Origin of the sequence: Nonomuraea pusilla, from assembly GCF_900109355.1 — a bacterium.
Classification (GTDB): domain Bacteria; phylum Actinomycetota; class Actinomycetes; order Streptosporangiales; family Streptosporangiaceae; genus Nonomuraea; species Nonomuraea pusilla.
In genome coordinates this window covers 19,565-41,374 of sequence record NZ_FOBF01000026.1, presented here as the reverse complement: position 1 = coordinate 41,374, position 21,810 = coordinate 19,565, and the positions used below count along the sequence as shown (strand labels likewise).

At 72.9% G+C, this 21,810-nt stretch carries 22 protein-coding genes; 6 read left to right on the top strand and 16 right to left on the bottom strand.

Features of this window, described 5'->3' with window-relative positions; all coding sequences use genetic code 11:
• Positions 1 to 2 precede the first annotated feature (2 nt).
• Positions 3 to 416 carry a Fur family transcriptional regulator gene (locus BMX74_RS37050; RefSeq protein ID WP_055504970.1) on the bottom strand — a complete coding sequence of 138 codons (414 nt, stop codon included), beginning with the start codon at positions 414 to 416 and terminating at the stop codon, positions 3 to 5.
• Positions 417 to 703: 287 nt separating this feature from the next.
• Positions 704 to 1,192, bottom strand: coding sequence for a heme-binding beta-barrel domain-containing protein (locus tag BMX74_RS37045; RefSeq protein ID WP_091105169.1), 489 nt, complete (start codon positions 1,190 to 1,192; stop codon positions 704 to 706).
• Between the two features lie 210 nt (positions 1,193 to 1,402).
• Between BMX74_RS37045 and BMX74_RS37040 the strand changes: the two genes are divergently transcribed.
• Complete coding sequence (locus BMX74_RS37040; protein WP_055504968.1) at positions 1,403 to 1,765, top strand: DsrE family protein; 363 nt, start codon at positions 1,403 to 1,405, stop codon at positions 1,763 to 1,765.
• A 21-nt stretch (positions 1,766 to 1,786) separates the two neighbouring features.
• Here BMX74_RS37040 and BMX74_RS37035 read toward each other — a convergent pair whose 3' ends face one another.
• Genes BMX74_RS37035 through BMX74_RS37025 form a run of 4 tightly spaced genes read right to left on the bottom strand, consistent with a single transcriptional unit; the run spans position 1,787 to position 6,167 of the window.
• Positions 1,787 to 2,578 carry an ArsR/SmtB family transcription factor gene (locus BMX74_RS37035; protein ID WP_091105167.1) on the bottom strand — a complete coding sequence of 264 codons (792 nt, stop codon included), beginning with the start codon at positions 2,576 to 2,578 and terminating at the stop codon, positions 1,787 to 1,789.
• 60 nt (positions 2,579 to 2,638) lie between these two features.
• The gene (locus tag BMX74_RS46400) at positions 2,639 to 4,396 is read right to left on the bottom strand and encodes a S9 family peptidase (protein ID WP_305728685.1); all 1,758 of its coding nucleotides are present in this window, start codon (positions 4,394 to 4,396) and stop codon (positions 2,639 to 2,641) included.
• The gene (locus BMX74_RS46085; protein ID WP_256257507.1) at positions 4,354 to 4,641 is read right to left on the bottom strand and encodes a hypothetical protein; all 288 of its coding nucleotides are present in this window, start codon (positions 4,639 to 4,641) and stop codon (positions 4,354 to 4,356) included. Before BMX74_RS46085 ends, BMX74_RS46400 begins: the two co-directional genes overlap by 43 nt.
• A gap of 29 nt (positions 4,642 to 4,670) precedes the next feature.
• Positions 4,671 to 6,167: an MFS transporter gene (locus BMX74_RS37025; RefSeq protein ID WP_091105165.1), complete on the bottom strand. Its 1,497-nt coding sequence runs from the start codon at positions 6,165 to 6,167 to the stop codon at positions 4,671 to 4,673.
• A 127-nt stretch (positions 6,168 to 6,294) separates the two neighbouring features.
• Between BMX74_RS37025 and BMX74_RS37020 the strand changes: the two genes are divergently transcribed.
• Complete coding sequence (locus BMX74_RS37020; RefSeq protein WP_055504965.1) at positions 6,295 to 7,026, top strand: TetR/AcrR family transcriptional regulator; 732 nt, start codon at positions 6,295 to 6,297, stop codon at positions 7,024 to 7,026.
• 44 nt (positions 7,027 to 7,070) lie between these two features.
• Here BMX74_RS37020 and BMX74_RS37015 read toward each other — a convergent pair whose 3' ends face one another.
• The 4 genes from BMX74_RS37015 to BMX74_RS37000 all read right to left on the bottom strand — a co-directional run bounded on the left by BMX74_RS37015 (position 7,071) and on the right by BMX74_RS37000 (position 14,119).
• Positions 7,071 to 7,784, bottom strand: coding sequence for a type 1 glutamine amidotransferase (locus tag BMX74_RS37015; protein WP_055504964.1), 714 nt, complete (start codon positions 7,782 to 7,784; stop codon positions 7,071 to 7,073).
• Positions 7,774 to 9,003: a MurT ligase domain-containing protein gene (locus BMX74_RS37010; RefSeq protein ID WP_082535165.1), complete on the bottom strand. Its 1,230-nt coding sequence runs from the start codon at positions 9,001 to 9,003 to the stop codon at positions 7,774 to 7,776. The genes BMX74_RS37015 and BMX74_RS37010 overlap by 11 nt, the downstream gene beginning before the upstream one ends.
• Positions 9,004 to 9,130: 127 nt before the next feature.
• Positions 9,131 to 12,106 (bottom strand): ATP-binding protein, encoded by a 2,976-nt coding sequence (locus tag BMX74_RS37005; RefSeq protein ID WP_091105164.1) that lies wholly within the window; start codon positions 12,104 to 12,106, stop codon positions 9,131 to 9,133.
• An 81-nt stretch (positions 12,107 to 12,187) separates the two neighbouring features.
• The gene (locus tag BMX74_RS37000) at positions 12,188 to 14,119 is read right to left on the bottom strand and encodes a hypothetical protein (RefSeq protein WP_201784662.1); all 1,932 of its coding nucleotides are present in this window, start codon (positions 14,117 to 14,119) and stop codon (positions 12,188 to 12,190) included.
• Positions 14,120 to 14,288: 169 nt separating this feature from the next.
• On the opposite strand from BMX74_RS37000, the gene BMX74_RS36995 reads away from it, so the two are divergent.
• From BMX74_RS36995 to BMX74_RS36985, 3 genes are read left to right on the top strand one after another with little or no spacing between them, the layout of a single operon-like run.
• Positions 14,289 to 14,945: a hypothetical protein gene (locus BMX74_RS36995; RefSeq protein ID WP_055504960.1), complete on the top strand. Its 657-nt coding sequence runs from the start codon at positions 14,289 to 14,291 to the stop codon at positions 14,943 to 14,945.
• Complete coding sequence (locus tag BMX74_RS36990) at positions 14,942 to 15,607, top strand: hypothetical protein (RefSeq protein WP_091105162.1); 666 nt, start codon at positions 14,942 to 14,944, stop codon at positions 15,605 to 15,607. The genes BMX74_RS36995 and BMX74_RS36990 overlap by 4 nt, the downstream gene beginning before the upstream one ends.
• 7 nt (positions 15,608 to 15,614) lie before the next feature.
• A complete protein-coding gene (locus BMX74_RS36985; protein ID WP_143078906.1) occupies positions 15,615 to 16,709 on the top strand; it encodes a hypothetical protein in 1,095 nt (364 codons plus the stop codon).
• Here the strand turns inward: BMX74_RS36985 and BMX74_RS36980 are convergent.
• Positions 16,699 to 17,997, bottom strand: coding sequence for a hypothetical protein (locus BMX74_RS36980; RefSeq protein ID WP_143078905.1), 1,299 nt, complete (start codon positions 17,995 to 17,997; stop codon positions 16,699 to 16,701). The genes BMX74_RS36985 and BMX74_RS36980 overlap by 11 nt on opposite strands.
• A 119-nt stretch (positions 17,998 to 18,116) precedes the next feature.
• On the opposite strand from BMX74_RS36980, the gene BMX74_RS36975 reads away from it, so the two are divergent.
• Positions 18,117 to 18,665, top strand: coding sequence for a helix-turn-helix domain-containing protein (locus BMX74_RS36975; protein WP_091105159.1), 549 nt, complete (start codon positions 18,117 to 18,119; stop codon positions 18,663 to 18,665).
• A gap of 29 nt (positions 18,666 to 18,694) precedes the next feature.
• Here BMX74_RS36975 and BMX74_RS36970 read toward each other — a convergent pair whose 3' ends face one another.
• The 5 genes from BMX74_RS36970 to BMX74_RS36950 all read right to left on the bottom strand — a co-directional run bounded on the left by BMX74_RS36970 (position 18,695) and on the right by BMX74_RS36950 (position 21,780).
• Positions 18,695 to 19,549: a methylated-DNA--[protein]-cysteine S-methyltransferase gene (locus BMX74_RS36970; protein WP_091105157.1), complete on the bottom strand. Its 855-nt coding sequence runs from the start codon at positions 19,547 to 19,549 to the stop codon at positions 18,695 to 18,697.
• The gene (locus BMX74_RS36965) at positions 19,546 to 20,097 is read right to left on the bottom strand and encodes an RNA polymerase sigma factor (protein WP_236714857.1); all 552 of its coding nucleotides are present in this window, start codon (positions 20,095 to 20,097) and stop codon (positions 19,546 to 19,548) included. The genes BMX74_RS36970 and BMX74_RS36965 overlap by 4 nt, the downstream gene beginning before the upstream one ends.
• A gap of 134 nt (positions 20,098 to 20,231) precedes the next feature.
• Positions 20,232 to 20,531 carry a DUF1416 domain-containing protein gene (locus BMX74_RS36960; RefSeq protein ID WP_055504954.1) on the bottom strand — a complete coding sequence of 100 codons (300 nt, stop codon included), beginning with the start codon at positions 20,529 to 20,531 and terminating at the stop codon, positions 20,232 to 20,234.
• A complete protein-coding gene (locus BMX74_RS36955; RefSeq protein ID WP_055504953.1) occupies positions 20,531 to 21,370 on the bottom strand; it encodes a sulfurtransferase in 840 nt (279 codons plus the stop codon). Before BMX74_RS36955 ends, BMX74_RS36960 begins: the two co-directional genes overlap by 1 nt.
• Positions 21,367 to 21,780, bottom strand: a complete 414-nt coding sequence (locus BMX74_RS36950; protein ID WP_055504952.1) for a DUF4395 domain-containing protein — start codon at positions 21,778 to 21,780, stop codon at positions 21,367 to 21,369. The genes BMX74_RS36955 and BMX74_RS36950 overlap by 4 nt, the downstream gene beginning before the upstream one ends.
• Positions 21,781 to 21,810: the final 30 nt, after the last annotated feature.

The following is a 21,810-nucleotide window of genomic DNA, read 5'->3' as shown; positions in this document are numbered from 1 at the left end:
GGCTAGCGGCAGTTGCGGCAGCGTCCGAAGACGGTCAGGTGGTGGACGTCCGCGGCGAACCCGAGCTCCTCGTCGAGGCCCTTGACCAGCCCCTCGGCCAGCTCGGGCCGCACCTCGATCACCTCGCCGCAGCCGCGGCACACCAGGTGGACGTGGTCGGCCTCGGCCGCCAGGTGGTACGTGGGCGCGCCGTGGCCCAGGTGGGTGTGGGTGACCATGCCGAGCTCCTCCAGGAGCTCGAGCGTGCGGTAGACGGTGGAGATGTTGACCCCGCGCGCCGTCTCCCTCACCTTGACGCAGATCTCCTCGGGCGTGGCGTGCTCCAGCGACTTGACCGCCTCCAGGACGAGCTGGCGCTGCGGCGTGACCCGGTAGCCCTTCGCGCGGAGTTCCTCGTGCCACTGCGTCTCCGTCATGACCCGAGTCTACGGCGGCCGGATATTCGCTTGCCCCCGTCGGCGACCAGCACATAGCTTCGTTGGTACGCGGAAAGGAGGTGGTCCGAACAATGGTGATTCATAGTTGGACTAGCGAGGTGGTTGTCCGCTGACGACGCGGACTTCCCTGTCTCGTGTCGTTGGCGAATACGAGGCAACCACCGGGGCCCCGCGGCAGCCGGAGGGGCGGGATCACAGATCCCGGCCCAGTAGTCCGTCCGGCCCGCCTGATCAGCAGGCGGAGTACGCCCGGGGCCCTTCCCTTGTCACCCGACCTTCTTCAGCTCCGCGGACATGTGGTCCGTGAGGGGCCTGCCCATCGCGGCCATCTCGTAGGCCCACATCAGGTTGCCGTTGACCAGGCCGTACAGGCGGTAGCCCGCGGTGTACTCCTTGGCCGAGGCCGTACGCGCCACGACGTCGGTGCGCAGCTCGATCTTGTGGAAGACCACCTCGCCGATGTAGATCTCCACGATGCCGGTGGGGTGCGCGAGCAGCACCTCCAGCTGCCGCTCCGGCTGCATGCGCCAGTAGCCGCTCTCGGTGGCGAGCGGCCTCACCCGGTTGCCGTCCTGGTCGAGCAGCCAGGTACGGCTCACGTACGTCAGGAACGGCTTCCCGTTGTGCCCGAACTCGATCTCCTGCCCGAAGTTGAAGCTCTCGATCGTGGGGTAGCCGCCGACTCCGGCACCCTCCCACCGGCCGAGCAGGAACGCGATCGGCTCCAGGTCGGGGTGCACCTCAGGTTCTTCCATATCCCCCAACCCTATCCGCGCCACCACCCCCCTGAGAAAAGCGGAAGAGCCCGCGACGGCGCCGCCCTCGCGGGAAGAAAGAGCCCGCGCCAGCCGGACCGCCGCGCCCCCTGGCCGCCGGTGCCATCACCGAGCCGCCGGCTCTCCCAAGGAGCTCGCGGGGGTGCCTCGCGTCGGTGTCCTTCCGAGCCGGGGCACTAGGGTGACGGCATGGCACGATCTTTGGTGATCAAGGTGACCGCCGGGGCCGACGCTCCCGAGCGCTGCAACCAGGCGTTCACGGTCGCGGCCGCCGCGCTGGCGAGCGGTGTCTCCGTCTCCCTGTGGCTGACCGGCGAGTCGTCGTGGTTCGCGCTGCCGGGCCGGGCGGCGGAGTTCAGCCTCCCCCACGCCGTGCCGCTGCCGGACCTCCTCGGAGCCGTCCTGGCCGCGGGGCGGGTGACGCTGTGCACCCAGTGCGCGGCCAGGAGGAACATCACGCCCGACGACGTCATGGAGGGAGTGCGCATCGCGGGCGCGCCGGCGTTCGTCGAGGAGGTCACGGCCGAGGGCGTCCAGGCGCTGGTGTACTGAGCGCGGCCCCCGTCGGCGCGCTCAGCGGCTCTCGGGCAGGGTCTCGCCGGTCTCCAGCAGCGTCTTGAGGCTGGACAGCAGCTCGGGCCAGCCCTCGCCGACCATGTCGCGCAGCGGGCTGTCGGGGTCGAAGCCGTCGTGGACGACGGTCAGCTTGACCACGGCGCCCGCGGGCTGGATGTCGAAGGTCACCTTCGTCCGGCTCTCGTGGGTGAGGCGTTCGCGCAGGTCGTCGTCCATGCCGGTGGCGGCGGCGAACTCCGGGGTGATGGCGTGCCAGGTCAGCGCGAGCCGCCTGCCCGGCTCGGCCTCCAGCACGACCTGTTCGGGGTCGGCCATGGTGATGCCCTTCCACTTCCAGGTGACGGCCGCCCCGGGCGTCCAGTCCGACTCCAGCTCGACGCCCCAGTAGCGCCGGGTGAACGCGGGCTCGGTGAGCGCCTCCCAGAGCCGCTCGGGTGTGGTGTTGATGTAGGTGGTGTAGACGAACGCGTCACTGCCCATGGGTTTCCCCTCCAGTGCTTCCTTGAGGTCGGCCAGCGCACCTGCCCGGTGGCGGTCGTACCGCTTGATCCAGCGTTCGGCGATGGCGTTGATGGGCGCCGCGTCGAGGTAGTGGAGCTTCTCGCGGCCGCGCCACACCGTGGTGACGAGGTCTGCCGCCTCCAGGACGGCCAGGTGCTTGCTGACGGACTGCCGCGCCATGTCGAGCCCGGCGCACAGCTCGCGCAGGGTCTGCCCGTTGCGGGCGTTCAGGCTGTCGAGCAGCCTGCGCCTGCTGGGATCGGCCAGTGCTCTGAAGACCTCGTCCATACCATCCCGTTCATGCAGCCGTTTGGCTGCATGAACCATAGGCAGCCGTTCGGCTGCATGTCAACCGAACACGCCCGCCAGGGTCCCCGCGTCCGGCGGCACCGGCGACAGGCGGTACTCCGGCGGCTCGGCCCCCATGAGGTGGCGCACCAGGAAGTCCCAGCGGCGGCGCGTCACGTAGTGCTCGTAGCCGAGGAAGACGTGCTCGGCACCGGGCACGATGAGCAGCTCGAAGTCCTTGTCCGCCGCGATCAGCCGCTCGGCCAGCCGCAGCGTCTGATGCGGGTGGACGTTGTCGTCCATGCCGCCGTGCACCAGCAGCAGCCTGCCGCGCAGCCGGTCGGCGATCCCCAGGTTCGACGAGCGGGCGTACGCCTCCGGATCGGGCCCGTCGTACGTCTCCGCCCACCACAGGTGGTAGCAGCGGTTGTCGTGGTTGCCGGCCTCGCAGACGCCCACCCGGTCGAGGTCCATCCAGGGCCGGGCGGCGGCGAGCTGCCGCAGCGCGGCGACGTGGTCGTCCAGGCCGCCCGCGTCGCCCAGCCGGCCGAAGGAGGCGTCGTGGAACGCCTTGTCGCGGCCCGGCGTGCCCCTGCCGTCCATCGCCATCACGACGAACCCCAGCGCGGCGGCCGCCTCCGCGTCGCAGCCGAAGAAGCCCTGGTCGAACGAGGGTGACACGCGCCGGACGTGCGGCCCCGGGTAGGGGTGGTCGAGCACCGGGTAGCGGCGCGAAGGGTCGAAGTCCGGGGGCAGGTGGAGCAGGCCGAGGACGTCGGTGACGCCGTCGGCCGCCTTCACCCGGAACCGCTCCGGAGGCGTCCACCCGGCCTCGCGCAGCGCGCTCACGTCGGCCCGCTCCAGCTCGACGAGCACCCTGCCGTCCCAGTCGCGCACCGTGGACACCGGCGGCGTGTCCGTCGTGGACGCCGCGTCGAGGACGTACCGGCCGTCCGGGGCCGCGACCACGACGTGGTCGAGCGCGTCGCCGGTGATCCTCACGACCTCCCCGCCGTCCAGCCCGGCCGAGCAGAGCGTGCGACGGTACGGATCCTCCTCCACCAGCCCGGCGGCGAGGAAGCGCACGACGCGGCGCTCCTCGTCCACGTGGACGATCTCCTGCACCGCCCACGGCCCTGACGTCACCTGCCGGCGCGGCTCGCCGGTGCGGGCGTCGTACAGGTAGAGGTGGCCCCAGCCGTCGCGCTGCGAGTACCACAGCACCTCGTCGCCGCCGCCCAGCACCCTGACCATCGGCGGCCGGCCCGGCTCCTGGCCCGGCTCGACCCGCGTCGCGCCGCTCTCGGACACGACGGTGCGCACCTCGCCGCTCGCGGGGTCGAGGCGGTGCAGCGAGAGCGTGCGCAGGTCGCGCGACCGGCGCAGGAAGTACGCGGCCGAGCCGTCCTCCGCCCACCACGCCCACCCGGTCGTGAGGGGCGACAGGAGCGGCACCGGCAGCGGCTCGTTCGCGGCGAGGACGGCCTCGCCGGTGGCGACGTCCAGCACGACCAGCTCGGCGAGCGGCATCCGCTCGTCCCCGGGGTAGGCGTAGCGCTGCCTGAGCGGGCGTGGCGCGCCGCCGTCCGCCGGGGCGGCCTCCACCAGGTACGTCTCCCGCACGCCCCGCAGGTCGGTGCGGTGGGTCAGCACACGGGACGAGTCCGGCGACCAGGCGGCGGCGGGCGGCAGGTGCGGGATGCCCAGCTTCCCGAGCAGCACGCCCGGCACGAACGCGCCCGCGACGTAGGGGCGGTCCTCCTCGCCGTCGCGGGTCAGCGGCCGTTCCTCGCCGCCACGCGCGGGGCGCGTCCACAGGTCGTGCCCGCGCAGGAGGACGACGTGCTCGCCGTCGGGCGAGACGACCGAGCGTCCTCGCGGGTGCCGGCCTCGGGGTCGGCGACGACGAAGCGCCTGCCCTCGGCGGTGTCGGCGGCGTACCAGAAGCGGGGGCCGCCGTCGATCCAGCGCGGCCTGACGGCCGCGCCGCGGACCAGCCGGGCTCGGTTGTGCCTGAGCAGGCGTTCGGCCCGCCGGTAGACGGCGCTGTCGAGTCGTTCCACGGGGGCGGGTTCCTCTCGCAGGTGGCGGTTCAGAGGTGGGCGGCGACGGGCTCGGCGGGGGCCGGCTCGGGGCGGCGGTCGCGCAGCAGGAGGACGGCGACCACGGCGGCGGCGAGGACGCCGGCCGCGCCCACGAGGAAGCCGGAGGCCATCGCGGTGGTGAAGGCGTCGCGGGCGGCGTGGGCCAGCCCGGCGTCGCCGGTCGCGCCGGCCACGGCGATGGCGTCGCCGATCGACTGGCGGGCCTGCTCGGGCGCGCTCTCCGGCATGGCGCCGGTGAAGGCCGCCGACAGGACGCTGCCGATGGCGGCCACGCCGAGTGCCGCCCCCGCCTGCTGGATGGTGTCGTTCAGCGCGGAGCCGACGCCGGCGTGCTCGGCGGGCACGGCGCCCATGATCGCGGCGATCGCCGCGGGCGCCGCCAGGCCGCTGCCGGCGCCCATCAGGGCCAGCGCGACGCCCATGACCCAGTAGCCGTCGCCGGGCGAGAGGGTGGTGAGCACGCCGAACCCGGCCGCGACGAGGAGCATGCCCGTCACCGCCATGGGCCGGTTGCCCATCTTCCTGCCGAGGGTGGCGCCGACGGCGTTGAACGCGAGCGCGGCCACGGCGATCGGGATGAAGGCCAGGCCGGTCTGGGCCGGGGTGTAGCCGAGGACGAACTGCAGGTACTGGGTGGCGCCGAGCAGCAGGCCGCCGTTGGCGATCTCCACCAGGGTGAGGGAGACGCTGCCCCCCGTGAAGTTCCTGTCGCGGAACAGGCCGAGAGGGACCATCGGGGACGGCGTGCGCAGCTCCCACACCACGAACCCGCCCAGCGCGACGACGGTCACGGCGGCTCCCGCGAGCGTGGCGGGGTGGGTCAGGCCGTTCCTCGGCAGTTCGATGATGGTCCAGACGAGTGCGACCATGCCGACCGTCGACAGCAGCGCGCCGACCGGGTCGGGCTTGCGCCACGGCCCCTTGGACTCCGGCATGAGCGCCAGCGCGGCGACGACGGCCAGGATCGCGATGGGCACGTTGATGAGGAAGACCGCGCCCCACCACCACTGGGCGATCAGCAGCCCGCCGGCGACCGGTCCGCCGACCAGGCCCACCATGGCGACGACGCTCCACGCCGCCATGGCGGAGCGGCGCTCGTCCTCCTCGAAGACGGTGATGAGGATCGACAGCGTGCTCGGCATGATGAGCGCGCCGCCGACGCCCATGAGGGTGCGTGCGGCGATGAGCAGCTCGGGGGTGGTGACGAGCGTGGCCGCCAGCGAGGCGGCTCCGAAGAGCACCAGGCCGATGATCATCACCCGGCGGCGGCCGAAGCGGTCCGAGAGGCTGCCGGCGGTGAGCAGCAGGCCCGCGAAGACCAGGATGTAGGAGTCCAGGATCCACTGGATGTCCTGCGCGCTCGCCCCGAGCTCCTCGGTGAGCGTCGGTATGGCCACGTTCAGCGCCATGTTGTCGATGACCAGCACGAGCGTGCTGAGACAGAGCACGACGAGGATGAGCCAGCGTCGCGGATGACGGTTCATCGCCTATCCCTCTCCACCTGACGCGCACGGCGTGCGCTTCTTGCGAACACTGTACGCATCGAGGAACAGTGTGCGCAACGAGGTACAGTGTGCGCTAGGCTGGGGACGGCAGAACGGAGGAGGCACGATGACGGCAGACGAGCAGCAGGTACCGTCCGTGTGGGCCCGCCTCGACAGGGGGCGGCGGGAGCAGCAGTCGCTGAGCCAGGAGCAGATCGTCGCCGCAGCGGTGCGGCTGCTCGACACCGAGGGCCTCGAAGCGCTCAGCATGCGCAACCTCGGCAAGCGGCTGAACGCCGGGGCCACCTCGCTCTACCGGCACGTCGCCAGCAAGGACGAACTGCTCGAACTGGTGGCCGACGAGATCTACGGCGAGCTGGACGTGCCGCCGCCCCCCACCGAGCCCGGCCAGTGGCGGGAGGCGACCGTCGCCTTCGCCCACAGCGTGCGCGCGATGATCCTGCGGCACCCGTGGATCGCGTCCGTGCTCGGCGCCGCCGGCATGTCGTACCTCGGCCCCAATCTCATGCGCATCACCGACCAGATGCTCGGCGTGTACGAGGCGGCCGGGTTCTCCCTCGGCGAGGGCAACGCCGTCATGAGCACGGTGCTCGCGTACGTCACCGGCGTGACCATCAGCGAGGCGGCCTGGGTGACGATGCTGGCCCGCAGGGGCCAGACCGACCAGGACTGGTTCGAGCGGCTGTGGCCCATCGCGCAGGAGGCCATGAAGCCGTACCCGCGGCTGAGCAGGCTGTACGCGGCCGGCGTCGACCACGACCCCCAGCGCACCCGCGACGAGGGGTTCGACTACGGGCTCGGCAAGGTGCTCGACGGCTTCGCCGCCACCCGCGCCTGACCCGGGCCCCGGCCCCGCCGGGGCCGGGGAGCTCTACGAGGTCTCTAGGCCGGCAGGACGGCGGCCAGGCGCTCCTGGCGCAGCGCCTCGTAGCGGGAGTCGTCGAGCGGGGGCAGCTCGCCCACCCGCCACGACAGCAGCAGGTCGGCCAGCGCCGGGTTGCGGGCCAGCGCGGGCCCGTGCAGGTACGTGCCGACGACGTGCCCCGCGTAGCAGCCCTCGAAGCCGTCGCCGTTGCCCACGCCCACGACCGTCTTCGACAGCGCCTTCACGCCCGGCCCGAGGTGGGTGACGCCCATGTGGTTCTCGAAGCCGGTGAGCGTCGGCAGGTTGAGCGCGACGTCAACCTCGGCCACCAGCTCGCCCACGGCGCGCGCCGGGCCGCGGGAGCTGGCGATGTCGAGGATGCCGAGCCCCTCGACGGGCTGCCCCTCCTCGCCGCCGAACGTCGTGCCCATGATCTGGTAGCCCGCGCACACCGCCAGCAGCGCCGCGCCCCTCGCGACGGCGCGGTGGAGCCCGCCGTCCCTGCGCAGCCGCTGGGCCGCGAGGATCTGCGGCCGGTCCTCGCCGCCGCCGATGAGGTAGACGTCGCCGCCCTCGGGCACCGGGTCGGCCGAGCGGACGTGGTAGGTCTCCGTCGGGATGCCCCGCCGCTGCGCCCGCTGCTCCAGGACCAGCACGTTGCCCTGGTCGCCGTACGTGCTCAGCAGGTCGGGGTAGATCCAGACGATGCGCAGGGCGCTGTCACTCGGCACGGCCGAACTCCGATCGGATCTGCTGGAAGGCGGTGTAGTTGGCGATCACGTCGAGCCGGCCGGGGGGCTGCATGGCCAGCGCCTCGCCGAACGAGGCACACAGCGTGAACGGCACGTCGGCGACGTCGAGCCGCAGCGCCAGGTCGAGGCGGCGCTCACCGGTGACGAAGACGGGACGCCCGCGCAGGATGCGGTAGTCGACATCCCACAGCCAGGACGTGTCGCGGCCGTCGGGGCCCTGGGCGTTGACCGACAGGATGATGGGCAGGCCCGGGTCGGCGACGTCGAACGCCTCCAGCCACCCGGCGGGGTTCTTGGCCAGCAGCAGCCTGGCGTAGCGCCCGTCACGCTCGACCGTGGTGTAGCGGCCCGCGACGGAGGTGACCTGACCCAGACGGGGCAGCGCCCGCTCGACGGGCAGGCCGAACGCCTCGGCGACGGCCAGCGCCATCACCGCGTTGGAGCGGTTGGCCAGGCCGGGGAGCTGGATGTCGACCCGCCACTGCCGCCCGCGCGGATCGACGACCACGTCGTCGTGCAGGACCCAGTGCGGCTCGGGCCGGTGGAAGGTGCACTCCCTGCACGCCCAGGCGGCGTCCTTGCGGTCGAGCGGGCCGCCGCACTCGGGGCAGCACCAGGAGTCCTCCTTCCAGCGCTGGCCCCCGGCGACCCAGGTGACCTGCGCGGCCGTGGAGGCGCCCCAGGTGACGAGCGGGTCGTCGCAGTTGGCGATGACGTGCGTGGGCCGGCCCGACAGCGCCCTGCGCCACTTCTGCGCCAGCAGCCAGATCTCCCCCGCGCGGTCCATCTGGTCGCGGCTCAGGTTCATCAGGCAGACGACGCCCGCGCCGGTGGTGTCGAGGACCTCGGGGAGGTACTTCTCGTCGACCTCCAGCACGCCGTACGGGGCGCTCTTGTGCTGGGACAGCGCCGAGACGTGCCCAGCGGGCATGTTCGCGCCGAACGCGTTGGTGGCGACCTCGCCCAGCTCCAGCAGGGCGGAGGTGATCAGCCGGGTGGTGGTGGTCTTGCCGTTCGTGGCGCTGACCAGGGCCAGCTTGCGGTCGCGTGCCAGCTTGCGCAGCAGGTCGGGTTCGAGGAGCAGGCCGACCCGCCCGCCGATCACCGAACCATCGCCGCGCCCGGTCATCCTGGACAGCGTGGCGGCACTGCGGCCCAGGGCACTGGCAAGCTGAGCCCGCAGAGGAAGCTGGGTCATGCCCATGGATCCTAGTCGCCGTCGGGCCTTGCTCTGCAGACGCACACGAAAACGCGGCCCTGGCGGAAGGCCGTGCCGGAGACCGCCGGGAGCGGCGGGCCGGGCGTGACCTGCGCCGACCAGGGGCTCACGGGGCTTCGGCGAAGGCGATCCCCGGGGCGCCTTCCTGGTCGAACGGCAGCACGAACCGGCGCGGCCAGGACAGCACCCCCTCCAGCCAGGCCGCGCCCATCGTCTGCCCGACGTGCCGCAGCCTGGTCTTCGCCTCCACGCCGATCGCCACGTTGACGACGTCGCGCTGGACGCCCTCGTTCTCGTCGTCGCCGAGGATCGCCCGCCAGGCCAGCTCCCTGTTGTGCTCCATCTCCATCGACAGCGGGTGGTGCCGCAGCGCCTTGGCCCGGTGGCCCAGCAGTTCCTCGCCCTGCGCCGCCTGGGAGGAGGGACGCCCGTCGCCGTTCCGGGCCGGCAGCAGCGCGTACTCCATGGGCGGGGCGGGGCTGCGCAGGTCGGGTGCGGGCCGCCCGTAAGGGAAGAGCCTGTCCACCTCGTGCAGCCAGCGCACCTGCGGGATGACCCAGGCGGGGCCGGGCCGCTCTCCGCCGCCCTCATGCCCGGCGAGCAGGCGGGAGGCGGTCTCCGCGGCCTGCTCCGTCAGCAGCGCCGGGTCGAACCAGCTGCGCAGCGCCCAGGCGCGCCGCTGCACCGACCGCTCGACGAGGGTGGCGAGCAGGCACTCCCTGCGGCGGGCCGGCAGCTCGGCCCAGGCGGCGGCCAGCGGGCGCGGCACGCCCGGCAGCGGCCGGTTCGCCACGAACGCCAGCACCACCGCGTCGCACCAGATGCGCAGCCACGCCCAGTCGGGGCCGCCGGCGAGCACGTCGGCCTCGCGCAGCTCGACCAGCGTGCACGCCTGCCCCGTGCGGCACTGCGCCCCGCACGCCGCCGACCTGCGGCCCCTGATGGGCGGCGGCGGGCCCGGCAGCACCTTCTCCCGCGACTCGCCCAGCGGCACCCGCACCCGCAGCGGCCGGTCCATGCCGTCGGCGAACACGGCCGCGCAGCCCGGCTGCAGCGACACGACGTGCCGCGACTGCTCGTCGCTGAGGTTCATGGCCGCGCCGACGAGCCTCCTGTCGTCCTCGGCGGGCAGCCGGTGGACGACCTTCAGCGCGGTGTTCTTCACCACGTCGGGCACGAGCTTCGTCGGGATCTGCTCGGCCACCACCAGCCCCTCGCCGTACGCCCTGATCTCGGCCAGCATGCCGGCGAGCAGCTCCACCGCGTGCGTGGAGGCCCGCCCGGTGCCGCGGTCGCGCAGCAGCCGGTGCGCCTCCTCGATGACGATGACGTGCCGCAGCCCGGACGACCTCTCCCGCCGGGCCCGCATCCGCAGGTGCTCCACGATCCTGATGATCAGGGTGCCCATGAGGAACGCCTTGTCCTCGTCGTTGGCGACGTCCTCGATCGCGAGGACCACGTTGCGTTCGAGCAGTCCGCCGATGTCGGCCGGGTGGCCGCCCTCGAAGAAGCGGCCCGCCGAGCCGACCCGCAGCGAGCGCAGCCGTAGCGAGATGAACCCCTCGACGTCGGCCTGCACCTCGCGGCCGTAGCCGATCTCCTTGATGACGTCCATGGCCTGCTGCTGGAGCTGTTCGAGCGTGGGGACGCTCGGCGGCACGGTGGAGCCGGGCACGGCGCCGCCGGTGACGACGTCCCAGCCGGTGGCCTCGTAGACGCGCTGCAACGCCAGCGACATGATCTGCGGGAACGGCTCCTCGGCGTCGAACGCGGCCATGAACAGCGCCCGCACCATGTCGATGTGCGCCTGCACCGGGTAGCCGGGCTCCGGTTCGAGCGGGTTGATGCTGAACGGCACGCCCGAGGGCGCCGACGGGTTGATCACGGTGACGGGGGCCAGCGGGTCGATGCGGCCGCCCATGGCGGCGTACTCGGACTTCGCCGGCTCGATCGCCAGCCACGGGATGCGCGCCCTGCTGAGCTGCTCCAGCAGGTGCCGCACGGTCTGCGACTTGCCCGAGCCGGTGGCTCCCGTGACGAACGCGTGCCTGTTCAGCGTGGCGAGCGGCACCCGGAACGTGCCGACGCCGCGGTCCTGGCCGTCGAGGATCTCGCCCAGCTCCAGCTCGCCGCCGTCGGCCTCGGACGTCACGTCGAAGAAGCCCGAGTCGAGCACCCGCACGCCGGGCACCTCGCGGCGCGGCAGCCCGGCCAGCGCGGCGAGCGCGCCCGCCGTGGCGGCGAACGGCGCCGCCGCGCCGTCGGCGGGGTCCTGCATGCCGATCGCCAGCGCGTCGGGCAGCGGGTACGCCGCCCCCTGCGCGCTGCGCAGCCGGTACGGGTGATGGCTCATCTCGACGGACCCGACCAGCACGGGGGCGATCTGCCGCAGCTCGTCGGCGGTGGCGGCCCCCGCCAGCACCCGCACGTTCCACAGCCCCGCCTCGCGGAACGCGTCGAGCTCCTGCATGCGCCGCTCGGCCCGCTCAGCGTCGAAGCGGGAGCGCTCGGAGGCGTCGCCGTACTGCCTGAGCACGTTGAGCTGGGTACGCAGGTGGGCCACCTCGGCGTCGAGCAGGTCGGTGGGCTCGGCCACCACCAGCCAGGCGAACGGCCGCGACATGAGCGTGACCAGCGTGGACTCGAACAGCGTGGGCCGCTTCAGCTCGTCGGGGTCGAGGTCGGACTCGCGCCGGCCGCCGAGGGGCGGCGCCTGACGCCCGGGGCAGGGCGTCCAGACCAGGTCGTCGAGGTCGGCGAGGTATCCGTCGTCGAGCTGGACGCCGCGGGCCCCGCCGGGGAACAGCAGCGGCTGCGGCCCGTACGAGGAGCCCTGCGCGTCGCCGCTGCCCCTGCGCGGCTGGCGCGGCGGCGTCAGCGGCCCGGCGTTCGTGATCAGCTCCAGCGGCGCGCCCGATCCGCGTGACAGCCAGCCGATGACGAACGGCCGGCCCCGCTGGGCCGCCGACAGCGCGGCGGGCAGCACCGTGACGAAATCCCACTCCGCCGACGAGCTGCGCGAGGGTGCGGCGATCGACTGGATCCGGTACCAGGGCCCGCTCAGGGCGACGCTGGGTTGCATGTCTTCCCCCCACAGACGGTTCTCAGTAAAGTCCCGCCGACCGTCAGCCCGTTGCCCCGAACTTGACCATCTCATTGCCTGTCATTGCCTCCCCTTTCGCCAGTCGAGGCGCGGGGGCGGCGGCCCCAGGTTGGGCGGGGGCTCCTGCCCGTCGCCGTCCTCCTCCGGCGGCGCGAGGACGGCGTCGCGGACGTCCTCCAGCTCGCCGAGGGTGGTCTTGGGGAAGGTGAGGATCGCGGGGTTGGCGTCGGCCAGGCGGACCCTGCGGCCCTCGGCGGTGGCGTCCGTGACGATCACGGAGGTCGTGGGGAGCTGCTGGAGCTGGTGCGGCTCGACGAGGAACTCGCGCGAGCGCTGGAGCACCCGCTCCTTCTCCGAGATCTTGTCGGCGGTCCTGCCCCACTCGGTGGACTCGGTGATGTCCTCGGCCAGGTCGTGCGGGCTCTGCCCGCGCTCCTCCCTGGCGTCGTCCACCTGGGAGATCGTGGAGGTGTAGCCGCCGTCGAGCCCCGGGAGCGAGTCGCTGATCGTCTCGGTGAGCTGGGCCAGTTCGAGCCGGTGCTCGGTGCCGACGTGCTCGCTGGCGACCCTGGCGTCCTCGGCGTTGCCCAGCCGCATGAACGCGACCGCCGCGTGCCCCCTGCCGAGCCGCTCGCGCACCGTGGGGGTCAGCGACCGGTAGGTCAGGACCAGCCCCGTCCTGGACGTCTCGCAGGCGTCCATCAGCCGGTCGAGCACGTCGCCCCTGAGCTTCTCCGCGCCCGCCACGATGATGGTGTGGTACCAGGGCCTGTCGGAGGCGGGCGACTGGCGCAGGATGTGTGTGAGCGCGGTGGCCACGTACGTGCCGAGCACCCGGTTGCCGAACACCCCGGCCTGGCGGTCCATGCTCACCACCCTGAGCCTGGCAGGGGGCAGCCGCACGGCCTGCGTGCCGAGCGTCTCCAGCTTGCGCAGCTGCGACTCGAGCGCCCAGGCGCGCTCGATCACCACCCTGTCGCTCACGCCGCGGCCGAACAGGGTGCCGATGCGTTCGAGCTGGGTGGCGGTGATCAGGCCGTAGCGCAGGTCGTCGCGCGGGTCGCCCACCTGGGCGAGCGCCCGCAGCGCCGCGGTCACCTGCCTGATCGTGGCGTTCTCGCCCAGCACCTCCAGCACCCGCTCCAGGATGGCGTTGTCGAAGCTGAGGTCGCGGGTGGTGGGGTGCTCCTCGCTCACGCTGACGACGTGCGCGAGGACGTCCGCGAACGCCTCGGGCTTGAGCGTGGCGCCGAGGTCGAGCTTGGGCAGGTCCACGGGCAGCACCCAGACGAGCGGGTCGTCGCCGCCCTTGCGGGCGAGCTCGATGAGGTCCTTGGCGATGGCGCCCTCGGACAGGTCGAGCACCGTCAGGTGGCCGCCGCTGTAGAGCCGGGTGGCGCCGATCAGGGTGACGAGCGCCGACCAGCCGGGCAGCGTGCCGCCCGCGACGTCGATGCGGTCGATCTCGTCGGGCACGGCGACGGCGTACCAGGTGAGCTGCCGGTCGTGGCGGTCCTTCAGCTCCTGCCACTCCCGGTAGCGCTGCGCGTGCTCCTCCTGCGCGCGGTACAGCTCCTTGTCGCGCTCCCTGCGCTGGCGGTCGTCGCGCGCCTGCTGCTCCAGCGCGCGGTACTTGACCGCGCGGTTGCCCTGCATGATCGCGTAGCTGCAGATGCCCGCCACGCCGCCTGCCGCCACCAGCCCGACCAGCGCGAAGCGCCACTGCAGGTAGCCGGCGGCGGCGAGGACGAGCACCAGCGCGCTGAGCAGCAGCGCGAAGGCGCGGATCGTGCGGACCGGCTGGTTGAGCATGTCCTCCTGGAGCCGCTTGCGCCGCAGCCGCTCCTGCTCGGCCGGGTCGGACGCGGGCGGCGCGGGCTCCTCGGCCGGCGAGGGACGTTTCGGCGGTGGCCCGGGATCGGGGTTGAGCAGGATGTACTGCCAGCCCAGGTAGATGCGGTCCGCCTGGAGCTGCGCATGCTCGGGATGCACGTCCGCCACGTGACCCTCCGGGCGATATGTCGTTAGTAGGGAGAGCCCTCCGCTCCACGACAGCGTATGAGCTACACCCCCTGTAGCGGCAGGGTTCTCGGCAATTCGACCAGGCGGATGGGAGGATTGCGGCAGTTGAGGCAAAGGTGACCTATTACCATCCTTTTTCATGACGGAACCCTCCGGCGGCAGCTCCAAACCCCGACGTCCGGTCGTGGTGCCCGCGCTGGCCCTGGTGTTGATCACGGCCGTCGGCATCGCCGCCCTCCTCGGCGGTCTCAACGAGGTTCCCGACGACCCCCCGCGACTAGGCAAGGGAGCCGTGCTCGACCAGGGGCGCTACTCCACCCGCTTCGTGGAGTCCCGGGTCAGGGTCGTGCCGGCCGCGTCGCAGTTCGACGAGGAGAAACGGTTCGTGGAGCTGGTCTTCGACGTCACCAACCGCGGGGACGACACGACCCCCGTCGGGATGCCGCCGGGCAAGCCGGAGCAGGCCTACCTGGGCACCACCTTCGCCGACTCCTTCGTGAAGATCACGCCCACGTTTCCCGCGGAGGCGGGGCCGTTCGTCTTCGCCGTCGCCAAGGGCGGCGAGAGCCGGCAGCTCCACCCGGGCGTCAAGACCACCGTCATCGTCCGCTATGAGCTCGAGGAAGGCCAGCGGCCACCGGAGAAGATGACGTTGGACGTCGCGGGGTTCGAGTTCACGGCCGGCTTCAACGACCCGTCCGAGAACTGGCGCATGATCGCCACCGAGTCGGGTGACAGGTTCGTCCCCGAGATCAAGGCCCGCGTGACGCTCCCCGTCCAGGGCGGCGCGGCGTGACCGCCGCCCAGCCCGGCACGAGGGCGGAAGCGGAGACCGACGACTCCAGGGCCGCGCGGCGCCGCAGGAAGGACGGGCGCCCCGGCGGCGGCTCACGGCTGCTCAACGCCGCGCTCGGCCTGCTCCTCGCCGGAGGCGCCGTCGGGCTCCAGACGCTGCACCTGGACGAGACCGCCTTCGCCGCGCCGCTCACGTACGCGGGCGGCAAGGGCGAGACCGTCGACGCCGGACGGTTCACCCTGCGCCTGGACGGCTTCTCCGTCGCCAAGGCCGTCAGGACGGGCATCGGCAAGACCGTCGAGACCGACGCCCTCTTCCTCGTCGTCAACGCCGCGGCCAAGTCCAGCCTGAAGCCGTACCACCTCGGGCAGCCCGTCCTGCTGACCGCCGACGACAAGCGGTTCGCCGCCACCGACCGGGTCGAGGCGCTCCAGACCCTGGCCAGTAAATGGGTGCAGCCCGACATCTGGGTCAGCGGCTCGTTCTTCTTCGAGATCCCCGCGTCCGCGCTCCCCGGCGCCAGGGTCGTCTTCGGCCTGCCTCCCGAGGTGGTGGTGGAGCCGTACCGGCCGGAGGTCGAGATCGACCTCGGTCTGGACGAGGAGGCCGCGCGCAGGCTCGCCGCCGCGCCGCAGGACGTCTACTCCCTCGCCAAGAAGTGATTGGACCATGAGCACAGACGACCGCGACTGGTTCTCACCCAGCCCCGACAAGCCGAGGGACGGCGGAGCCTGGCCGCCCCCGCCGCCCGCCCAGCCGTCCCCGCCCGCCGCACCGCCGTCGCCGCCGTCGCCGTCGCCGTCGCCGTCGCCGTCGCCGTCGCCGGGGCCGTCGCCTGCCGCCCCGCCCGCGCGGCCGGCGCCGCCCGCGCGGCCGGTCCCGCCGGCACGGCCGGTTCCTCCGGTTTCGCGGCCCCAGCCGCGGCAGTACCCCGACCAGCAGGTGTGGCCGCCCGCGGGCAGGAAGGGCACGGGCGAGTCCACGCAGCCGATGCCCGTCGTGCAGGGCTCGGCCCCTCCCCCCGCGCCGCCGTCCCGGCCGCGGCCTCCGGCGCCGCAGCACGCCGCTCACGGGCGGCCGCCGGGGCTCCCGCAGCCGGCCGCCGCTCCCTGGCCCCAGGGCCCGCAGGAGCCGCTGGGGGCCGCAGGGGAGCCGTCCGCGCCCACGCCGTCGCCGGAGCAGGCGGCGCCGCGGACCGCTCCGGCGCCCCCGCGGCGCGGCCGCACCCTGCTGGTCGCCGCGGGCGCCGTGCTGTGCGTCGCCGCGGCCGTCGGCGCCAGGACGTACGACGGCTACCTCTTCTACGACAAGGCGACGTCGAAGGAGACGCGCGAGACGGTCGTGGCGGCGGGGCAGGCCGGCAAGGCGTACGGCATCGAGTGGAAGGCGACGGTCGCGCCTATGAAGGCGCCCCCCGGCAACCACCACGGCCCGGACGTCGCCTGGATGCAGGTGGACATCTCGGAGAAGGTGCTCGACGAGGGCAGCGCCACCATGATCGCGAAGCCGGGCGACCTGAGGCTGGAGGACCGGGCCGGTCGCGCCTGGGTCGTCGAGGTCGCCGACGGCGACCGGCCGCTGGACCGGATGGAGGTGGGCAAGGAGTACCCGCTGCAGGGGGTCGCCGTGGTGCCCGCCGCGGTGGCGGGCGAGGTGGAGCTGTCGTTCAGGCCCAGCACCTACCGCTCCGACGCCTCGACCGACGACCTCTTCAAGCGCGGCACCGCCAAGCCGGACGTCGAGGTGCTGAGGTTCAGACGCTGAACGTCTCGCCGCGCAGCCGGGCCCGGGTGGCGGCGATGTCGAAGGTCGCGGCGAGCAGCGCCATCGTCACCACGGTCACCAGCAGGTCGCGCACGAACGACACCGGCTGGCCCAGGTAGACCCACCTCCAGTCCACCTGCGAGCCGATCAGCGTGCGCACGGCGCGGTCGGCGTACTGGGCGCCGACGGTGACCGCGACGTAGCACAGGCACATCATGCCGAACAGCGGCGCGCCGCCCTTGACCGTCATGCGGAGCGAGTTCACCAGCGGCACCCAGCGCTCCTGGAAGCCGCCCGTCACGTGCTCGACCGACTTCTGCGTCAGGTCGTGGCTCTGCTCCAGGCGGTCGAGGCCGCGTTCGAGGCCGGTGCCCTTCAGCGCGGTGCGGGCGTCGTCCGCGAAGGCGCCGAAGACGAGCATCGCCACGGTCAGCCACGCCAGCGGGATCACGACGGCGTCCACGACGAGCGGCCACACCTCGCCGACCGCGCTCGTGACCGCGTCGAAGCCGGGAATGCTCTTCTCGGCGTTCTTGATCATTTCCTCGGTGCCCGCCACCACGGCGCGGTGCTCCGTCCACTCCGAGCGGGCGTCCGCGAACGCCACCGTCGCGTTCAGCCCGTAGAAGACGAACGCGAACTCGGAGAACGCCGAGGCGAAGCCGTAGAACTTGCCGCCGCCCCTCTCCACGAGCTTGGCGAACAGGAACTTCAGCCCGAACGCCGCGGCCATCGTGCCCAGCGACACCCGCCAGTCGAGGTCGGTGAGGCTCCGGGCGACCTGGCTCTTCTCGCCGAACAGCGCGGCCCCGGTCATGTCGTAGAAGTGGTGGAACAGGTCCATCTGCTGCAGGGCGCGCGCGTCCTCCACGTGGAAGCCCCACGCCATGTAGAGCACCGCGAACGCGGGGGCCACGCGGTCGAGGGCGGTGAAGAAGGGCTCGGCCGGCGTGCCGTCCGCGGCCCTGGCGCGCGTCTCCCACAGCGCGCCGCGCACGGAGTGGAGCATGCCCGTGACGACCGTCATCGCGGCCAGCACCACGAGCGTCAGAAGCGTCATCGTCGCGACGAGCCGGACCGGCCGGAAGTCGCCGTACGCCACCTCCGTCGCGCCGTACAGGAGGGCGAACCTGACCACCTGCCCGGCGGAGTACCACAGCACGAGCGCGAGCCCGCATCGTCCCAGCAGGCGCAGGGTGTGCAGGGGCAGCGAGAACGGCGAGGGCAGCCGCTGAGCCGGCGTGGACCCAGGCTGGGAAGCCGCCAGCACACCTGACAATCCGGACATCTGCTGAATCGTAGCGTCATGCCCCCGAACGCCGCAGCCGCAACCCGGCGATGAGAGAACCCCGGCCCGACACACCGGACGGCGTCGGGGGGACACGCGGGTACGGCACGATGACAGGTATGGAACCGCGTCCCGCGCTCGACACCGACCCCCGCGTCGTCGGGGAACGCGTGCGGCGGCTGCGCCAGGCCGCCGGGGTCTCGCTGTCGGAGCTGGCGCGGCGGGCCGGCATCGGCAAGGCGACGCTGTCGGGCGTCGAGACCGGCACCCGCAACCCCACGCTCGAAACCCTCTGGGCGATCACGGCGCAGCTCGGCGTGCCCATCGGCGCGATACTCGACGCTCCGCCCGAGCCCCGCGCCGTGCGCGGCACCGCCGTCGAGGCCGAGCTGCTGGAGGTCTTCGAGGACGAGAACGTCACCTACGAGCTGTACCGGATGCGCGTCCCGCCGGGGGTCACCCAGACCTCGCCCGCCCACCACGCCGGGGTCACCGAGCACGTCACTGTGTTCAGCGGCACGCTGAGCGCCGGGCCCCTGGACGCGCCGCGCACCGCGGGGCCGGGGGAGCACGTCTCATGGCGTGCCGACGTCCCGCACTGCTACCGCGCCGACGGCCCCGACCCCGTCCACGCCACCCTCCTGATGCGCTACCCCACCAGGCCCTGACCGCCCGCCTCGCGTCCGCCGGTTGGACGTCAGGCGGGGGTCGGGTGGCAGGAGCGGCAGGGGCGGTAGCCCGCCGCCCGCGCCTGGGCGACGCTGCGGAAGCCGCGGCGGTGACTGGGCGTGATGCGCCGGGCGTTGTGGCAGGTCGGGAGGCAGACGATCCCGGTGGTGTCGCTCGCCAGGTAGTACACCCGCCGCCCGGCCAGCTCCCGCACCCGCTCCAGGTCCACGCCCTCGGCGCGCAGCAGGCGCTCCTGCGCCAGCGGCCCCAGCACGTGCGTGCCGAGCACGCCGCCCGCCCCGGTCACCCGGTGGCAGGGCACGAGCAGGGGCACCGGGTTGCGGGCGAGCACCGCGGCGACGGCCCGCGCGGCCGCGGCGGGCCTGCCCGTGCGGGCCGCCACCCACGCGTACGGCCGGATCTCGCCCCGGGGGACGGACCGCACGGCCAGCAGCACCTCGCGCTCGAACGCCCCGCAGGCGCGCAGGTCCAGGGGAACGCCGGACGTCCTGCCGGTACGCAGCGCGGGCGCCAGCCCGGCCGGGGGCCGCGCGCCCCGCAGCAGCGGCCGCCCCACCAGCCGCCTGAACTCCTCCGCGAACCCGCCCACGGTTCCGCCCCCCGCCTCGAAGGCGCCTGCCGCGACGCCGGGATCGGCCGCCTCATCCGGCGGCACGGGTGGTTCGGGGCGGAGGTAGGCCACGCCGTGGTCGGTGAAGGCCGCGCGGAGCTCTCCGAGCGGCCCCTGGACGGTCACCCAGCGGGCCGCCACCCGGTCGATCAGCCCCTCGGGAGCGTCGACGGCGAGCGCGGCCAGCGCGGCGAGCAGCCCGGTCCCGCACGCGGCTTCGGACTGGCCGGGGAGCCGGGGGTCGTGGGTCATCGTGCCCCTCCTAGCGTCCGCAGGCGGCGCAGCCCGCGCGAGACGTGCGACTTGACGGTCCCCTGCGGGATCTTCAGTACGGTGGCGATCTCGGCGACCGGCAGGTCGACGACGTGCCTGAGCACCACGGCGGCACGCTGCTCCTCGGGCAGGCGGCCGAGGAGCCCGGCCAGTTCGTCGCCGGTCTCCCTGAGCTCGGCGGCGGCCTCGACGTCGGCCCGGCGGCAGACGCCGTCGACCGGCTCGTCGCGCAGGTCGGGCGGCGGGTTGCGGACCCTGGACCGTACCCAGTTGCGCCAGATGTTCATGAGGATGGTCAGCAGCCACGCCCGGGGTTGCAGCGCGGCGAGCCGCTCCCGGTCGTAGCCGGTGAGCGCCCGGTAGGCGCGCAGGAACGTCTCGGCCGTGTGGTCCTCGGCGTCGGCCCAGCTCCCGCCCAGGCGGAGCGCGACCGAGAAGACGGTGGCGCGGTGGGCGGCGTACATCTCGGCGAACCCCTCGTCGAGGTCGTCCTGCAGCGCCTTCAGCACCGGATCCGTGTCACTCACGTCTGCTCCAACACCGCGTGCCCGGTTTCGGTTGCACCGGACTGAAACGTCCCCGCACATTGACGGCAGGGGCGTCGGGACACGAAGAAGGCCCGCGTCCTGGGCGGACGCGGGCCCGGTTCCTCGCCTGGATGTCAGACGGCGACGGCGAGCTGGGAGACCTCGCCCAGCTTGGCCTCCACCTGCACGTCGCGGGTGACGCCGCCGCCCGCGATGATGCGGACGGTCCAGTCGCCCGGCGCCGCGAAGAAGCGGAAGACGCCGTCGTCGGACACCACGACCTCACCGGTGAACTCGCCGGTGTGGTCGAGCAGCCGCGCGTACGCGGTGCTCGTGCCGGTCACCACGCCCTGGATCACGGCCTGGTTGGAAAGGTCGATACCGGCCGGCAGCGCGATCGTCTGCTCCGGCGCTCCGCAACCCTGTGCAGTCATCAGCGGGCCTCCCCCAGCTCGATCGGCACGCCCACGAGCGAGCCGTACTCGGTCCACGAACCGTCGTAGTTCTTCACGTTGGCCTGGTCGAGAAGCTCGTGCAGCACGAACCAGGTGTGCGCCGAGCGCTCGCCGATGCGGCAGTAGGCGATGGTGTCCTTGTCGAAGTCGACGCCGGCGGCGGCGTACAGCGAACGCAGCTCGTCGTCGGACTTGAACGTGCCGTCGTCGTTCGCGGCCTTCGACCACGGGATGTTGCGGGCGGTGGGCACGTGGCCCGCGCGCTGCGCCTGCTCCTGCGGCAGGTGGGCGGGGGCGAGCAGCTTGCCCGTGAACTCGTCGGGCGAGCGGACGTCGACCAGGTTGAGCTTGCCGATGGCGTCGACGACGTCGTCGCGGAAGGCGCGGATGGCGGCGTCCTGCTCCGTGGCGACGTACTGCGTCCTCGGCCGCTCGACGACGTCCTTGACCAGCTCGCGGGAGTCGAGCTCCCACTTCTTGCGGCCGCCGTCGAGCAGCTTGACGTTCTCGTGGCCGTAGAGCTTGAAGTACCAGTACGCGTAGGCGGCGAACCAGTTGTTGTTGCCGCCGTACAGGACGACGGTGTCGTCGTTGGAGATGCCGCGCTCGGACAGCAGGGCCTCGAAACCGGTCTTGTCCACGAAGTCGCGGCGGACGGGGTCCTGGAGGTCCTGCTGCCAGTCGATCTTCACGGCGCCACGGATGTGGCCTTTGTCGTAGGCGCTGACGTCCTCGTCGACCTCGACGAGTACGACGCCCGGGGTGTCGAGGTTGGCCTCGACCCAGTCGGCATCCACCAGTGCGGCGGAGCGGCTCATTGGGAAACCTCCATGTTGGCGGCGGGCAGTAGACGGCGGATCAGCAGGTACATCTCGCAGCCAAGGCAGAATCCGAAGGCTGCGTTGAGGAAGGCGGCGAGGAGAGCCGCGGCCGTGGCCGCGAAGGCCAGCGGCGTGATCCCGGCGACGTATCCGATCAGGCCCGCTACCGCGAAGACCAGCCCGACACCCTGCGCGAAGCGTGGCGGGCGGGAATCTTCGGTCTCCTTCGGCGCGCTCTTGACGAACGCCTTGAAGAGCATCGAGTACGGCGAGCGCCAGACCACTCCGAGCGCGAACGCCAGCGCCTGGACGGCCAGCAGCCAGGGGCTGCCGATGACCAGGACGAGGGCGAGGACCAAGGTGGTGACGGCCGCGCCGAAGCGCAGCGCTCGGGGATCGGCACGCATCGCGGGATGCTCCTGAAGGGTCGGGTGGGG

Excerpts from the sequence above, each read along its gene's own strand:
- BMX74_RS37050 (WP_055504970.1), bottom strand. The coding sequence starts at position 416 with ATGACGGAGACGCAGTGGCACGAGGAACTCCGCGCGAAGGGCTACCGG.
- BMX74_RS37045 (WP_091105169.1), bottom strand. The coding sequence starts at position 1,192 with ATGGAAGAACCTGAGGTGCACCCCGACCTGGAGCCGATCGCGTTCCTG.
- BMX74_RS37040 (WP_055504968.1), top strand. The coding sequence starts at position 1,403 with ATGGCACGATCTTTGGTGATCAAGGTGACCGCCGGGGCCGACGCTCCC.
- BMX74_RS37035 (WP_091105167.1), bottom strand. The coding sequence starts at position 2,578 with ATGGACGAGGTCTTCAGAGCACTGGCCGATCCCAGCAGGCGCAGGCTG.
- BMX74_RS37025 (WP_091105165.1), bottom strand. The coding sequence starts at position 6,167 with ATGAACCGTCATCCGCGACGCTGGCTCATCCTCGTCGTGCTCTGTCTC.
- BMX74_RS37020 (WP_055504965.1), top strand. The coding sequence starts at position 6,295 with ATGACGGCAGACGAGCAGCAGGTACCGTCCGTGTGGGCCCGCCTCGAC.
- BMX74_RS37010 (WP_082535165.1), bottom strand. The coding sequence starts at position 9,003 with ATGACCCAGCTTCCTCTGCGGGCTCAGCTTGCCAGTGCCCTGGGCCGC.
- BMX74_RS37005 (WP_091105164.1), bottom strand. The coding sequence starts at position 12,106 with ATGCAACCCAGCGTCGCCCTGAGCGGGCCCTGGTACCGGATCCAGTCG.
- BMX74_RS36995 (WP_055504960.1), top strand. The coding sequence starts at position 14,289 with ATGACGGAACCCTCCGGCGGCAGCTCCAAACCCCGACGTCCGGTCGTG.
- BMX74_RS36985 (WP_143078906.1), top strand. The coding sequence starts at position 15,615 with ATGAGCACAGACGACCGCGACTGGTTCTCACCCAGCCCCGACAAGCCG.
- BMX74_RS36980 (WP_143078905.1), bottom strand. The coding sequence starts at position 17,997 with ATGTCCGGATTGTCAGGTGTGCTGGCGGCTTCCCAGCCTGGGTCCACG.
- BMX74_RS36975 (WP_091105159.1), top strand. The coding sequence starts at position 18,117 with ATGGAACCGCGTCCCGCGCTCGACACCGACCCCCGCGTCGTCGGGGAA.
- BMX74_RS36970 (WP_091105157.1), bottom strand. The coding sequence starts at position 19,549 with ATGACCCACGACCCCCGGCTCCCCGGCCAGTCCGAAGCCGCGTGCGGG.
- BMX74_RS36960 (WP_055504954.1), bottom strand. The coding sequence starts at position 20,531 with ATGACTGCACAGGGTTGCGGAGCGCCGGAGCAGACGATCGCGCTGCCG.
- BMX74_RS36955 (WP_055504953.1), bottom strand. The coding sequence starts at position 21,370 with ATGAGCCGCTCCGCCGCACTGGTGGATGCCGACTGGGTCGAGGCCAAC.
- BMX74_RS36950 (WP_055504952.1), bottom strand. The coding sequence starts at position 21,780 with ATGCGTGCCGATCCCCGAGCGCTGCGCTTCGGCGCGGCCGTCACCACC.